Below are 14,598 nucleotides of genomic sequence, written 5' to 3' on the forward strand. Positions count from 1 at the left end.
ACACTCATCATGATTTTTGTACCATCTTATAGGCGGTCACGGTATTTTTCACACAGGCATCCCACGTCAATTCTGCAGCCCGTTGCAAGCCCTTGGAAATTGCCATAGCGCGCCACTGATTATCTTCCAGTGCTTTTTTCAAGCCGGAATGAATAGAGGTGACATCACCTGGCTCCACCAGCATCGCCGCGCCAGCTGCCACTTCAGGCATGGAAGAACAGTTCGATGTGAGGACTGGTACACCACTTGCCATTGCCTCAGCAATAGGTAAGCCAAATCCCTCGTACCACGACGGATAAGTAAATAAGCGACAACCGGCATACAAAAGTGGAAGAAATTGCTCGTCTACGAATCCAAGATATTTCAACCACCCCTCAGTTACGGCACGGTCAATCTGGTGATGAATTTCTTCGCTTTGCCACCCCTCGCCGCCAACCAACACCAGAGGCCAGTTATTTCGGGTAACAGGCGGTAGCATGCGATAAGCCGCTAATAGATTGAGCAAATTTTTGCGCGGCTCTATCGTCGATACAAATAAACTGTAACCATCACATTGCAATCCAAATCTTGCCAGTACGGGTGTTAATTCTGTTGCGGAACGCGGACAAAACCCCTCATCAACGCCAAGTGGAATTGCACGCACCTGATCAGGTTGCAAGCTGAATTCTTGAATAACTTCCAGACGTGTCGCGAGAGAATCGGTTAACACCAAGCTGGCTCGTTTGATCGCTTGAGGTATCGCTATATGCATGCGATCAATCCGGGCTTTCGGGTGCCATTGAGGATAGCGATAAACAGAGAGATCATGGATTGTCACGACGCTCGGCAGACGAGTATTCGGAACGAAATAATTAGGTCCGTGAAAAATACCCTTGGAAACGTTATTTAGCTGGCGACTGGCCATCAGAGGGATCAGTGCACCGTATGCTCTGGCGACAAACGGCAAGCGTCCGAGGCGCTGACGCATCCGGCCTTTATAATTGAGCTTTGGTGCGGGAGGTGGCTCTACTGCCTTGTTATCTGCGTTACTAACAAGATCCGTCGAAGAGTTAATTTGAGGTAAATCCGTCCAGAGGCCATCAGACAAATATCTGACTGACTCAATGTCTGCCTGCAACGGCAAGCGTGTTGCCAGTTCCCAGGCATATCGTCCTATACCCGCCAACGGCGGACGAATCGCCTCGGTAGATAAGATGATGTTCATACTGGCACACTCTCTGCGTTCAGCATCCACGCTAGCGTATCTCGCAGAGGGATCGCCGGTAACTCACCTATGTACTGCTCTAATTTGGATGGATCTCCCATCAGTTTATGTACCTCATTCGCCCGGACAAACGCCGGATTAACTCGTACATCGATCTCATAACCGGCTAAGGTCTCTGCCATACTAATAATCTGACGCAACGTGTAGCAAGTACCGGAGCAGATATTAAAAGTCTGGCCGGCAGGTGCCAACTCCAACAAGCGTGCGTACGCTTGTGCCACCATGCGAACATCAGAAAAATCTCTGGCAACGTCGAGATTACCTAATTCAATGTGCCGGGCTTTGCGGCGAAAATGACTGACAATCTTTGGTAAAAGAAAATTCTCTGATTGTCCTACCCCAGTGTAATTAAACGGGCGCGTAATGATAATCGGCAATTGATCCATCCAAAGCCGTGCAACATGCTCCATCGCAAGCTTGCTGACGCCATAATCATTCGCTGGCATTGCAGGCTCAAGCTCACTGATAATTTCTGTTCTGGTGTTACCGTAGATATTGGCGCTACTCGCCAATAAAACGGCACGGGGTCGCTTCTCCAGGCTGGCAAGAGACTCGAGTAAGTGTCTGGTACCAAGCACATTTACACGGTAGATCGCCTCGGCATCACCATGCGCCACAAACGAGATCGCAGCCAAATGAGCAACGATATCTGGCTGAACTTCGGAGATCACTTCTTTCAGACGCAGGCGGTCACAAAGATCAACCGCATACGCATCAGGGCCGTGTGTATCAGTACCATGAACCGTACCAAAAACCTGATATCCGGCTGCTTGTAATTCAAGAGAAAGGATGTGCCCGGTAAAACCTCTCAGTCCCGTAATGAGGGCGCGTGGCTTACCGGCAGGATCAGAAGGAGTTGCCATTGGCATTGCGGCGCAAGTCGGCTTCGACCATCATTTGGCATAATTGCTCTAAGCTTGTTTTTGGTTCCCAACCCAATACGTCTTTCGCTTTTTGTGGATTACCGATTAGCAATTCCACTTCTGCCGGGCGATAAAACTTAGGATTGACTCTGACTAACACTTGATGCGTCCTGGTACAAATGGCGGTTTCGTTTTCCGCTTCACCTTGCCATTTCAACTGAATATCTGCGGCCTTAAATGCCATGGTGACAAAGTCACGCACGGTTTCTGTCCGGTTAGTTGCCAGAACAAACGTATCTGGCTTATCGGCCTGTAGCATGCGCCACATGCCTTCTACGTATTCCTTAGCGAATCCCCAGTCACGCTTGGCATCCATGTTGCCCAACTCAAGACAGTCAAGCTTACCCAGTTTGATTTTGGCTACAGAGTCAGTAATTTTACGGGTCACAAATTCGCGACCACGTAACGGCGACTCGTGATTGAATAAAATACCGCTGCAACCAAAAATACCATAGGACTCACGATAATTAATCGTCATCCAGTGTGCATATAGCTTGGCTACACCGTAAGGACTACGGGGATAAAAAGGGGTAGATTCAATTTGAGGCACCGCCTGCACTTTGCCAAACATCTCCGAGGTGGATGCCTGATAAAAACGGATCTCCGAGTTCACGATACGGATTGCTTCGAGCAAATTCAGTGCACCGATCCCGGTAATTTCTGTTGTAGTCAAAGGCTGATCAAAAGAAACTCCGACAAAGCTTTGTGCTGCAAGGTTATAGACCTCTGTCACACCTGTGGTTTGCAATAGACGAATACTGGCTGAAAGATCCGTCAAGTCGTATTCGACCAGATGTAAGTCAGGATGGTTTTCAATTCCTAATTCTGCAATACGCCAAAAATTAACCGAGCTGGTACGACGATAAGTGCCATACACCGTATAGCCTTTTTCCAACAACAACTCAGCGAGGTAGGCGCCATCTTGCCCGGTAATGCCAGTGATTAATGCTTTTTTACTCATTCATAAACCTCTTCGCCGAGGCGAATATTCAAATTTTTCTTATTTTTCAACCGACCAAATCAATTGTGGGCACTCGTGACGAGATATACCTGTGACGTTGATCACAATTGCTCAGTATACAATAGTCACTTGATTTCCTTACAAACTCTTGCATCAGAATGGCAACAGAATGTAAAAGTGCGACCTCAACCCGAGATCAAGAGTTAAATCGCGCCATAGCGCTGACGATATGCAGCTACCGCATCCTTGTATCGGGCTGTCTGAATATCTGCGCCTGCGGCGGACAAACAATCAAACAAATCATTCAGGTTGGCAATGGAGATGACCGGCATACCATAAGTCTGACTGACCTCTTGAACAGCCGAGTGCGCAGACAAGGCGCCATCCTTGCCCGAACGTTCCATACGATCAAGAGCGATTAATACTGCCGATGGGGTTGCGCCAGCATGACGAATCATTTCTACCGATTCACGCACAGATGTTCCCGCAGAAATAACGTCGTCAATAATCACGACTTTCCCCTTTAATCCGGCACCAACGATGGTACCGCCCTCTCCGTGGTCTTTAGCTTCTTTACGATTATAGGCAAATGGTACATTGCGACCTTTTGCCGCGAGCGCAACTGCGGTAGCCGATGCCAGAGTGATGCCCTTGTATGCTGGGCCAAACAGCATATCGAATTCAATGCCAGAATCGAGTAAAGTCTGTGCATAAAAATCCGCAATACGTCCTAAATTTGCCCCGTCGTTGAACAATCCCGCATTAAAAAAATACGGGGAATTGCGCCCTGCTTTGGTTACAAATTCACCAAAACGAATAACCCCGGCATCAACCGAAAAGCGAATAAATTCTTGTTTTAAATTTTTCAAAATGAGCTCTTTTTTCTGTCAGAAAGTGTCGAGTGGGCTCTCTGGCAAGCATAATAGATTGCGGTTAACCACCAAAGCCAGAAGTATAAACTATGATCTGAGGCAAGCTTCTTTTTAGATGACAGACCCAAGCTGTTGATATGCTGACTTTCAAAGCGAGAATACGATTTGAATCCCAACAAACCCCAAGCGCAGAATCATCTGGTATTCTTTTTATCTTATATTTCAACCGATATCATATTGCTATGACAAAAATCATCTCCGCCAATCTCAACGGCATACGTTCCGCAGCGAAAAAAGGCTTTTTTGAGTGGATGAATCAACAGCAGGCTGATTTCGTTTGTGTGCAGGAACTGAAGGCGCAGGAGCCGGATATGACCGGTGATTTTTTGACGCCGCATGGTTATCACGGGCATTTTCATTATGCAGAGAAGAAGGGTTACTCGGGTACCGGCGTCTATAGCAAGCAAAAACCTGATGCGGTAGCAATCGGTTTTGGCAGCCCTGAATTTGATGCGGAGGGGCGTTATGTGCGCTGTGATTTCGGTAACTTATCGGTGATTTCGGTGTATTGCCCGTCCGGCTCCTCCTCGCCTGAACGTCAGGAAGCAAAGTTCCGTTTTATGGATTTGTTTATGCCGCATCTCGCCTCGTTGATTGCGGAGGGGCGCGAGCTGGTCATCTGCGGCGACTGGAATATCGCTCACAAAGAGATTGATCTGAAAAACTGGAAAAGTAATCAAAAAAATTCCGGTTTTTTACCTGAAGAACGCGCCTGGATGACGACCTTGTTTGATGAACTGGGTTGGGTGGACGTGTATCGCCGCTTACACCCGGAGACAACAGGTGACGCATACACCTGGTGGAGCAACCGTGGTCAGGCTTGGGCAAATAATGTCGGCTGGCGCATTGACTATCATGTGGCAACTGCTGGCATCGCGGCCAAGGCGAAGCATGCTTCTATTTATAAAGAAGAACGTTTTTCTGATCATGCGCCACTGATCATTGAGTATGCCTGAGTCTAGGTCTGTCTAACTGATATCGCTACCATCCTGAGACGGACATGCCGCATACAAAATAAAGAAGAAAATCTATATACTCCTCTATAGTATGCAATTGCATTGCATGATTCCGCTTATCTTTATTGCGGAATCATGCAAAGAAATGACATACTCCCCCTTATTATCTATTAATATCGGACGGAAATTTGTCAGTATCGGCAGTCATTATTTAACGGCATCACTGCGCATTACCCGGTCTTTTTTCACACCCGATAATTTGCTTCCCTGTTCCTGCACATAGACCTCGAGCGCCTCCAGATCGTGACCGATGATCTGGCGCTGCTGGCCTTGTTTGAATATGGTGAAACCATCGCCACCGTCGGCCAGGAATTTATTCACAATCACTTTGTATGAACGCGCTAGCTGGATAGGCTGACCGTGTACACGCAGATCCTGAATACGCTGAGAGATATCCGACGCCGGGTTCCAGTGATAGCTAAAACCGTTAGAAACAAAAAGCTTCTTAGGATCGTCTGCATCACGCCCCGCCCATTGCTGCTGAAGTAAAGCGATGATCTGCTCGCCAGTCAAACTCATGCTGACCAACTCATTACCAAATGGCTGTACGGCATAGATATCGCCGAAGGTAACGTCGACTTCTTTGCTATCCGTCACCGAAGGTAAATCGCTGCGGATACCGCCTGCATTCATAAATGACACATCAGCCGGACCAAAGCGTAAGCCGAACTGTAATTGTGCGTCTGAAATGACATTGCCCAGAGCGCTGTCAAATCCATGGGAACCACTTGAGCGAGTCAACGGTGCAGCCAGTTTCGTCACAACACGTTGACGTATTTCTGAGGTCAGCGTAGCGACCTTATCAACCAGTTGTTGTGCAATCGGATCCGCAACCAATGCTCCCTGATCGACCAGATAATTGGTCGCATTGGCGGACACTACCTGATTGTTACTACGATTAATCGTGAGCTTAGTCTCAGTCAGATAAGCGCCATAGCTGCGCGCCTGCACCACCAAACGGCCATCAATTTTGCAGGTATAGCCTTGATGCGAGTGCCCTGACACTACCATCGTGACAGCCTTATCCAATCGACGGGTGATATCAATAATCGGTCCTTTTAGGCCTTCGCACCGATAGCTAGGATCATTGGCTGCCCCTGCATAATTGGCACCCTCATGTATTAACACGACAATCACAGAGATGCCTTGCGCCTTAATCTCCGGAATGTAGCGATTAATCGCCGCAGCTTCTTCATCGAACTGCAAAGTCTTGATACCTTCGGCGGAGACAAGATTAGGCGTATCCGATGTCACCGCACCGATAAACGCGACTTTAATATCACCAACCTGACGGATGACATAGGGTTTCAACCACGGCTGCGCACTCGCTTTATCAATCACATTGGCCGCGATATAGTCGAATTTAGCCCCCTTAAATCCTGGAAATTCACAGCCCTTGGCAGGGCAATCACCGTTGATCTTGCGCTGCAGATCCTGGCGCCCACCATCAAATTCGTGATTACCAACCGACGTGACATCCAGTCCAATTTGATTCATGCCTTCAATCACAGGCTCGTCTTTGAGTATCGATGAGCCTATCGGTGACGCACCGATCAGGTCACCGGCGCCAACGAGTATGCTGGCCGGTGCTAACTTGCGACGCTCTTTTAAAATACTCGCAAGATAGGCATAACCGCCTGCAGGTTTAGTTGCGCCCTTGCCATTCGACGTTGCCCCTTCCGTCGGAGCCAGGTAAGGAACAGGCTTGTCCGATTGCAGATTGCCGTGAAAATCGTTAATACTGAAAATCGTGATTTCGGTGGTAAGGCTGGGACTAACCGTTGACTGCTTTGGCGCAGCGCAGGCCGTTACTAACAAGACGGTGAATATGGATGCGACAGATTTCGTGCTGAACATATCGGTTCCCAAAAAAATAAAGCCTGCAATAACGCGGTGCGATATTGCAGGCTAGTACAAATCAGATTGTTATGGCATTGAATTGAGTTAGTAATTCAATGTCATCACGATCATTTTTCTCTGTCAGATTAGAAATCTGTTGAGAACGTTACAGAAGCGTAACGAGGAGCACCTAAGTAATAGAATACCGACTTACCAGCCGCTGTGCCGTATGCCAGAGCATTCGTTACGTTGAAGCTGGATGGATTACGGTACTCTTCATTCAAGAGATTACTGACACTTAAACGAATGGTTGGCTTCTTCAGATATGTCGTATTTGGGAATTGATAACCGGCATCAAAACCAACGACTGTATATGCAGGAACCAATTCATCATTGGTCATCGTTGCCCACTGTTTACCAGTGTATTTAGCTTTCAAACGTGTGTACCAGGCACCTGTTTCATATTGCGCGCTCAGTCCCGCCTTCCAAGTTGGTGTCAATGTCATTTCTTTACCAGCTGTTGGCAAAGTTGCTGTTTTGCTGACGATCAGATTGTCTTGAATTTCGCTCTTAGCGTAACCCAAAGAGCTGTAGAAAGACCAGCCGTTGACTGGCGTATTACCCAATTCAACTTCAAAACCGCGAGTTTTAACTTTACCTACGCTAGTCAAACTGCTCAGATTCGTTACCGGATCATAAGCAGTGGCCTGACGGTCACGGAAATCAACAGAGTACACCGTGAACTGACCTGTCAGTTTTTCGCTTTGTAAGCGATATCCCAGATCCAGGTTATACGAAGTTTCTGCTTTCACATCGACGGGCATCGTTGCAACGCCATTTGTTACGACAACGTTACCTGTTGTGGCGTACACAAAGTTTGGTGGTACTTTCATGTTCTTAGCTAAGCTTGCGAACACGGAGTTGTTGTAATCGATCTGGTAACGAGCACCTAACTGAGGCAATACTTCAGAGTAGGTTTTCTTGATGTTGTAGCTGACTGCAGAGCCTTCATTTGCATAGTTAGTAAAATCACGCTTCATTGTAGGTGCACGCAAACCGATATTAATACTCAGTTTATCGTCCATCATACTGATTGTGTCCTGTGCAAAGAACTGGTAAGCAGTGCTGATTGTTTTCCAATCGCGGCTTTGGAACGGCGAACCATCAGGGCGCAAAATACGGCCTTCACGCAACCAGACGTCGTTTGAATTGCCGTTTGCATCAACAGCTACCATAGGTCCAAATTGCTCATGCACAGCGCGCTCAGCCCAAAAACCAGCCAAAATCTGATGATTGCCGAAAGTGTGTGTCAATGATGCAGTAATACCAGGACGATTCGTACGCGTGACGCTACTGTTAGCAACAATTACCTTATCCAAAGTATCGCCGTCACCGTTCAAGTCAACAGCACCAGTTAATTTTCCAGTTGACTGGTTGAGGAAAGCAGCTTCCGTTTGCAGACGTTGCTGCACACCGCCAGTACCAAATCCGTACCAGAAGTATGGAGTAACTTTCAAATCAGTATCTTCACCTAAACGGAATTTACCAACAGCGGATGCAATCACGTTCTGGAACGGATTTTTTGTCAGCTGATAATAAGTGTCAGCATTGGCTTGTGTAGGATCATTACCAGCTTTACCTGGTGTTGGCGCTACGTGACCGATAAACTGAGTAGAGTAATCGTAGTAGTAACCATTTTTAGCCAGATCAGCCAGGTTAAAAGTGCTGATATTTTGGTTGATCGCTTTGTTGTACAGTATCGTACCGTTGATCGAATTAAAACGATCGAAATCAACACGGAATCCCATATCGACGTGATCACGGTTAGCACCACCTGCACCTTTCCACTTATCCGCTTGCGCATGAGAAACGGAAATGAAGAAACGTGAGCGCTCATCCAGCATACCTGTGTCATAACGTACGTAGGTTTTAGACAAATTCAAACCACCGACCGTTTGCATCAGGCGGATATTTTTTGTCTTCGAAGGATCGCAAGTAGTGATACCGAAGTTACCGCCAGTCGCACCGATCTGCGGAGAGTCAACGTCTGTTGAACCTTGTGTTACGAACTGGGTACAAGTATTTTCCTGATCCACGAATTCTTGCGGGAACACAGAGAAGCTACCGGAGTCATTGACCGGCACGCCGTTAATCGTTGCACCGATCTGATCGCTGTTAAAGCCGCGCAATGTCAAGCCGCCACCGAACAAGCCTGTTGCATCGTAGTTGTAGCTATTCACTGCTGGCATCAGTTCCAGAGCTTCGTACGCATTGCCGGTCGGACGCTGTTTTGCCAACTCTTCTGCTGTGATCGTGCTGCGTGCTTTTGGCGCGATTTCTTGCACCATCAAACCCATACCGACTTTCTTACCGGTGATGGTCACACGGTTAGGATCAGTTGGTTCGTTAGTTTCTGCTGGCGGCGTTGTTTGCGCATAGGCACTCAGACACACCAGTTGACAAGCGACAGCTACCATCGACAAACGCGACGGAAATGCTGATGTATTTCTTGATTGCTTCATTTACTACTCCTGGATCAAGGGTTTTTAGAATTCATTACAAAACGATAAATCAGGGACCAATTTCTTCACTGCTTGAAATATTGCTGATCGACTTCAGTCAAAACAAAAACATGTTGCAAATAAATTTGAAAATTACTTCCAATCCTTAGGCTGAGCGTTGTAGTACCACAACATCTCCCTTTTTTAGGGCATTTAACATGCTAAAAAAATAAGCCTATTATCAGGATTGCGCAAACGATTGCCTGTAGTCAAAAAGAAAAAAACTGAAGACCGCGCAAACGATTGCTATATTTTTTAAAAAAAACGGGAAAATCTATTTTCACAGTTACCGCACCATTTTTTAGAGTGCAATATGTCTCGTGAAGACTGAAATACCTTCTTTAAAGCAAAAAAGCAGGAAGCATGCCATTCGCAAATACCGTTCTTTTCTCACTACATGCTTTAGAAAAAACAGCGGATTTTTTGCAATTTTTAGCCGATATATCTATGTCAAAGTAAAGTCTAACAACAAATTTTTACAAAAGCAAAGTCTGCCAGCCAATTATGAAGGCTTCGTGACATGAAGAAAAAACTCGCAGAAAAAGGTCACAAATGAGACAAACCTGCACAATTTGCACCATTACCGTGCAGATTTGAGTCAAGCAGTGGTAGAGATAGGAGTGGCAAGCACCGTTCAATCGATCGCAGCGATCTGTTTGACATTACTGCGGTAGGGAGCAATGGTGCCAGAGTTGAGGCCCTTAGCGTGTGCATACAGAGGCATGACTTCGGGTAAGTGACGACGAATTTCCTCTATCCGGTCTTTGCCGGCAGGATGTGTAGAGAGCCATTGCGGTGGTGCGCTTTTATTCACGATGGACATCTTTTGCCATAATGCAATGCCAGCACGCGGATCGTAACCAGCACGTGCCGCAATGTCGAGACCAACAACGTCCGCCTCTGTTTCGTCATCACGTGAAAATTTCAGCATACCCAAATTAGCGGCACCGCCGGCGACTGAGCCGGCGAGATTCGGGTCATAGCCTTTAGCACCGGCAATAATTTCTGCAAGCTTGACACCAAAATTAGCAACTCTGGCCTTACCTGCACGCTCAGCACCGTGTTCACGCAAGGCATGCGCAATCTCATGCCCCATGACGATCGCCACTTCATCATCCGTTAATTTGAGCGTATCAAGAATGCCCGTATAAAAAGCAATCTTGCCACCGGGCATGCAATAGGCATTAATTTGTTTTGATGCGATCAGGTTAACTTCCCATTTCCATTCTGGCGCCTTAGGATTCCAGCGCATGGCAAAGGGCTTTAATTTTTCTGCAATCGCACGCAGCCGTATTACTTGCGGGTGATTATCTGGCCCTAAGGCATGCTGCCCCTGAGCCTGCTGCAGGGTCTGCTGGTACTGCATCGCCGCCTGTGATTCCAGACCGCCGCCCAATTTACGAAAAATCGACATCTCGCCGACTTTCACACCGTCTTGCGGCTCAGGTGATTGAGCATACGCAGATAAACCCGCCATCTGAGCGAGCATCAGTACTGAACAAAAGATCCGTTTCATTATTCCTACCTCTGACACATTTGACGACGACATAATAACGAACTAAAGAATATCAAGATGTCACAAATCGAAAAATCAGATGCGGTCACCAGCCAACGCAGGCGACACTTTTTTTTCGTTCCAAGGCGCGACTTTAAACAGTAACAGTAATCCAGGAATCGCCAGCAAAAAACACAAGAGAAAGAATTGGAACCACCCTGTCTGCGCGACGATATAACCAATCAGCGACGTGGTAAAGGTACGCGGTACTGCGGCCAGGCTCGTGAACAAAGCAAACTGCGTTGCGGTATAGCGAGGATCCGTCGTACGGGCAATGAATGCGACAAAGGCTGAAGTACCAAGCCCCACGCCAAACGCTTCAAACGCCAGGGTCAGTCCGAGTAAAAGCATGTTCGGACCAGTATGTGCCAGCAAAGCAAAACCGAGAATGCTAAACGCCTGCACCACGCCAAATATCCACAAGGCACGGTTAATCCCAAGCTTGATCATCCAGATACCGCCGACAATGCCACCGGCAATGCTACCCCAGAATAATGTGACCTTGGCAATCGCACCGATCTGCGTCAACTGAAAACCGAGATCAATAAAAAATTTGGTCGCCAGAGTCGCGGCCATACTGTCGCCGAGGCGATACAGGAAAATAAAGCTCAATATCCAGACCGCATTGGCCCAACCATCACGTGTGACGAATTCACGGAACGGCAAGATAACCGCATCCTCAATGGTCTTCGGAGGATCGCCATAGACTTGCGGCTCCTTGACCAGCAATGTGCACATCAATCCGGGCAACATGAAAGCTGCGGTGATCCAGAACACCCACTGCCAGCTGATTAAGTCAGCCAGAATCAACGACAAAGCACCCGGTACCAGTCCGGCAACTTTATACGCATTCACCTTGACCGCAGCGCCCAGACCTTGCTCATTGTCGTCCAGAATCTCGCGACCAAATGCGTCGATCACAATATCCTGACTCGCGGAGAGGAACGCCACCAGAGTCGCCAAAGCGGCAATGACGGGCAACTGCGTCACCGGGTCCAGCCAGCCCAGACTACCTATAGCGAAGAACAAGGCGACTTGTGTCAGCATCATCCATCCGCGTCGACGGCCCAGACTGCCAAAACTGAAGCGATCCATCAAAGGTGACCAGATAAATTTCCAGGGATAAGGAAACATCACCAAGGTAAATAATCCAATCGCCTTCACATCCAGACCTGACTTGGATAACCAGGCCTGTACCAGATTGATCAAAATAAATAAGGGCAATCCCGAGCTAAATCCTAAAAAAACCAGGATCAGCATGCGCCGGTTCAGGTATTGTTGCCAGCCGCCGGATTCCGTTTTATCTGACGAGACTTTGCTCAGACCGTTGTACTTATTATTCATGCAGATTTTTCTAAGTTAAGAATGCCAGCCGGTCACACTGCCGGGCTACACAAGATATCAGTTGTAATTAGTAGTAGTTAGTCGTAACTGGACAGGCTGAATAATATGGTACAAATCCAGCGTGACTGACTACTGGCAATGCTATTTTTTCCGCAAACGAAATACGGCAAGGCTACCGCGTAAATTCGGTAAAAATGTCACTGGCCGACCTTCATGCAACGCGACACATTCCAATACCTCCAGACCTACTTCAGTCGCCAGATCGGCGAAATCGTAAATCGTCGCGCAGCGCAAGTTTGGCGTGTCATACCATTCATACGGCAAAGATTTAGATACTGGCATTTTGCCGCGCAACAGGGCTGTGCGATGCGGCCAATAACCAAAATTCGGAAACGAGACAATCGCCTCCTGGCCTACTCTGGCAATATCGCGCAGCAAGGGCTCGACATGCTTCATCATCTGTAGCGAAGACAAACAAAGCACTGTATCAAAACCATTATCCTGAAACATGCTGAGACCATTTTCCATATCCTGCTGAATCACGTTGACACGACGCTGAGTGCAGGCGAGGACTTTGTCATCTGCGATTTCTATGCCGTAGGCCGCACACTGTTTATCACTTTGCAGATAATCCAGCATCACACCATCACCACAGCCTACGTCGAGAATACGCGCCTTTGGCTTGATCCAGTGCGCGATAAAAGCCAGATCAGGACGCAGTTCACTGAGTTCAGAAAAATTCATGACAGCTCCTGCGCGATATTGTTGAAATAGGCAGCGACCAGATTCAGATAGCGCGCGTCATCGAGCAGGAATGCATCATGTCCATGCGGCGCATCGATTTCTGCATAGCTGACCGTACTCTGGTTGCTGACCAGCGCCTGCACGATGTCGCGGCTGCATTGCGGAGAAAAGCGCCAATCTGTCGTGAACGACGCGAGCAAAAATTTTGCCTTTGTTCCCGCAAGTGCTTTACTTAAATCACCACCGAATTGTCTGGCAGGATCAAAATAGTCGAGTGCCTTGGTGATCAGTAGATACGTATTTGCATCAAAATAATCTGAAAATTTATCGCCCTGATAACGCAGATACGATTCGATTTCAAAATCGACGCCAAAGCCAAATTGATATTCGCCTGACTTCAAATCACGTCCAAATTTTTCCGCCATATCGTCGTTAGACAGGTAGGTGATGTGCCCGATCATGCGCGCCACCCGCAAGCCTCTCCGTGGTACTACACCATGCGCATAAAAATCGCCGCCATGAAAATCTGGATCCGTGAGGATTGCCTGCCGCGCGACATCGTTGAACGCAATATTTTGCGCTGACAATTTGGAGGTCGACGCAATCACGACACAGTGGCGTAAGCGGTCCGGGAACAACATACTCCATGCCAGTGCCTGCATGCCCCCTAGCGAACCGCCCATAACCGCTGCAAATTGCTGAATGCCAAGCCGGTCTGCTACCAATGCCTGTGCTTTTACCCAATCTTCCACCGTCACAACGGGGAAATCTGCGCCATAAGGTTTCCCTGTACTGGGGTTCGAATGCATCGGTCCGGTCGAACCGAAACAAGAGCCTAAATTATTGATACCGATGACAAAAAACCGGTTGGTATCCACCGGTTTTCCCGGGCCAATCATGTTGTCCCACCAGCCCACATTCTTTGGCTGATCGGCATACACACCAGCCACGTGATGCGAGGCATTCAATGCATGACAAATCAATACGGCATTCGATTTATCCGCATTTAACGTGCCATAGGTTTCCACCATCAGGGTGTAATCGGTTATCGTCGCACCGCTTTGCAAAGTCAGTGCATCGGCAAAATGAAGCGCCTGCGGCTCCACGATACCGACGCTGCTCGCAGCGCGATGATCGGTTATTGACGAACTAGTAGTCATGCGTCTTCCTAGAGATCTGATCTCGGTTACTGATTTACTGTAATACAGGAAGGCTAAAAGGGGGGCTGAATGAGAGAGGTACTGCGTGCATTCAAGCTCGCTTTAGCCGTATTTATTGTTCTGAAATAATGTCAGAACTGCGCCCGCAAGCTGATTTCAAATCGGCGCAACATAAGAAGGATAGCGAAGTCTGAGCCGGGCGTCAAACCTGACCAGCCAAGGCCGGATAAGCACCGCCCCTCATCAGATTCAATCTGATTCAGCGAAATTCCACCAAATTCATTGGGATTTCTTGAATC

Annotated in this window: 11 protein-coding genes; 1 reads left to right on the plus strand and 10 read right to left on the minus strand. The window is 47.8% G+C overall.

The genetic code is table 11. From position 1 onward, the window contains the following. Positions 1–7 precede the first annotated feature (7 nt). The 4 genes from ACO0K3_RS17425 to pyrE all read right to left on the minus strand — a co-directional run bounded on the left by ACO0K3_RS17425 (position 8) and on the right by pyrE (position 4,017). Positions 8–1,204, minus strand: coding sequence for a glycosyltransferase family 4 protein (locus ACO0K3_RS17425; RefSeq protein ID WP_422986798.1), 1,197 nt, complete (start codon positions 1,202–1,204; stop codon positions 8–10). After that, on the minus strand, positions 1,201–2,133 hold the full coding sequence (locus tag ACO0K3_RS17430) for a GDP-mannose 4,6-dehydratase (protein ID WP_422986800.1): 933 nt from the start codon (positions 2,131–2,133) through the stop codon (positions 1,201–1,203). Before ACO0K3_RS17430 ends, ACO0K3_RS17425 begins: the two co-directional genes overlap by 4 nt. Further along, a complete protein-coding gene (gene gmd / locus ACO0K3_RS17435) occupies positions 2,111–3,148 on the minus strand; it encodes a GDP-mannose 4,6-dehydratase (RefSeq protein ID WP_422986802.1) in 1,038 nt (345 codons plus the stop codon). Before gmd ends, ACO0K3_RS17430 begins: the two co-directional genes overlap by 23 nt. A gap of 203 nt (positions 3,149–3,351) precedes the next feature. Further along, positions 3,352–4,017, minus strand: coding sequence for an orotate phosphoribosyltransferase (gene pyrE / locus ACO0K3_RS17440; protein WP_422986804.1), 666 nt, complete (start codon positions 4,015–4,017; stop codon positions 3,352–3,354). A 245-nt stretch (positions 4,018–4,262) separates the two neighbouring features. Here pyrE and ACO0K3_RS17445 point away from each other — a divergent pair, with 245 nt between their 5' ends. Beyond that, on the plus strand, positions 4,263–5,036 hold the full coding sequence (locus ACO0K3_RS17445) for an exodeoxyribonuclease III (RefSeq protein ID WP_422986806.1): 774 nt from the start codon (positions 4,263–4,265) through the stop codon (positions 5,034–5,036). Between the two features lie 207 nt (positions 5,037–5,243). Here the strand turns inward: ACO0K3_RS17445 and ACO0K3_RS17450 are convergent, their stop codons facing one another. The 6 genes from ACO0K3_RS17450 to metX form a co-directional block, all read right to left on the minus strand. Continuing rightward, positions 5,244–6,953 (minus strand): bifunctional metallophosphatase/5'-nucleotidase, encoded by a 1,710-nt coding sequence (locus ACO0K3_RS17450; protein WP_422986808.1) that lies wholly within the window; start codon positions 6,951–6,953, stop codon positions 5,244–5,246. A gap of 128 nt (positions 6,954–7,081) precedes the next feature. Next, positions 7,082–9,457 carry a TonB-dependent receptor gene (locus ACO0K3_RS17455; RefSeq protein WP_422986810.1) on the minus strand — a complete coding sequence of 792 codons (2,376 nt, stop codon included), beginning with the start codon at positions 9,455–9,457 and terminating at the stop codon, positions 7,082–7,084. Between the two features lie 673 nt (positions 9,458–10,130). Continuing rightward, the gene (locus tag ACO0K3_RS17460) at positions 10,131–11,012 is read right to left on the minus strand and encodes a M48 family metallopeptidase (RefSeq protein ID WP_422986812.1); all 882 of its coding nucleotides are present in this window, start codon (positions 11,010–11,012) and stop codon (positions 10,131–10,133) included. A gap of 75 nt (positions 11,013–11,087) precedes the next feature. Beyond that, positions 11,088–12,395 (minus strand): AmpG family muropeptide MFS transporter, encoded by a 1,308-nt coding sequence (locus ACO0K3_RS17465; protein ID WP_422986814.1) that lies wholly within the window; start codon positions 12,393–12,395, stop codon positions 11,088–11,090. Positions 12,396–12,536: 141 nt separating this feature from the next. Continuing rightward, positions 12,537–13,139, minus strand: coding sequence for a methionine biosynthesis protein MetW (gene metW, locus ACO0K3_RS17470; RefSeq protein WP_422986816.1), 603 nt, complete (start codon positions 13,137–13,139; stop codon positions 12,537–12,539). Continuing rightward, positions 13,136–14,299, minus strand: coding sequence for a homoserine O-succinyltransferase MetX (gene metX / locus ACO0K3_RS17475; protein WP_422986818.1), 1,164 nt, complete (start codon positions 14,297–14,299; stop codon positions 13,136–13,138). The genes metW and metX overlap by 4 nt, the downstream gene beginning before the upstream one ends. Positions 14,300–14,598 lie beyond the last annotated feature (299 nt).

Source organism: Undibacterium sp. Rencai35W (assembly GCF_049340185.1).
In the GTDB taxonomy this organism is placed as follows: Bacteria; Pseudomonadota; Gammaproteobacteria; order Burkholderiales; family Burkholderiaceae_D; genus Undibacterium.

Excerpts from the sequence above, each read along its gene's own strand:
- ACO0K3_RS17455 (WP_422986810.1), bottom strand. The coding sequence starts at position 9,457 with ATGAAGCAATCAAGAAATACATCAGCATTTCCGTCGCGTTTGTCGATG.
- ACO0K3_RS17465 (WP_422986814.1), bottom strand. The coding sequence starts at position 12,395 with ATGAATAATAAGTACAACGGTCTGAGCAAAGTCTCGTCAGATAAAACG.
- ACO0K3_RS17450 (WP_422986808.1), bottom strand. The coding sequence starts at position 6,953 with ATGTTCAGCACGAAATCTGTCGCATCCATATTCACCGTCTTGTTAGTA.
- gmd (WP_422986802.1), bottom strand. The coding sequence starts at position 3,148 with ATGAGTAAAAAAGCATTAATCACTGGCATTACCGGGCAAGATGGCGCC.
- ACO0K3_RS17430 (WP_422986800.1), bottom strand. The coding sequence starts at position 2,133 with ATGCCAATGGCAACTCCTTCTGATCCTGCCGGTAAGCCACGCGCCCTC.
- metW (WP_422986816.1), bottom strand. The coding sequence starts at position 13,139 with ATGAATTTTTCTGAACTCAGTGAACTGCGTCCTGATCTGGCTTTTATC.
- ACO0K3_RS17445 (WP_422986806.1), top strand. The coding sequence starts at position 4,263 with ATGACAAAAATCATCTCCGCCAATCTCAACGGCATACGTTCCGCAGCG.
- ACO0K3_RS17460 (WP_422986812.1), bottom strand. The coding sequence starts at position 11,012 with ATGAAACGGATCTTTTGTTCAGTACTGATGCTCGCTCAGATGGCGGGT.
- metX (WP_422986818.1), bottom strand. The coding sequence starts at position 14,299 with ATGACTACTAGTTCGTCAATAACCGATCATCGCGCTGCGAGCAGCGTC.
- ACO0K3_RS17425 (WP_422986798.1), bottom strand. The coding sequence starts at position 1,204 with ATGAACATCATCTTATCTACCGAGGCGATTCGTCCGCCGTTGGCGGGT.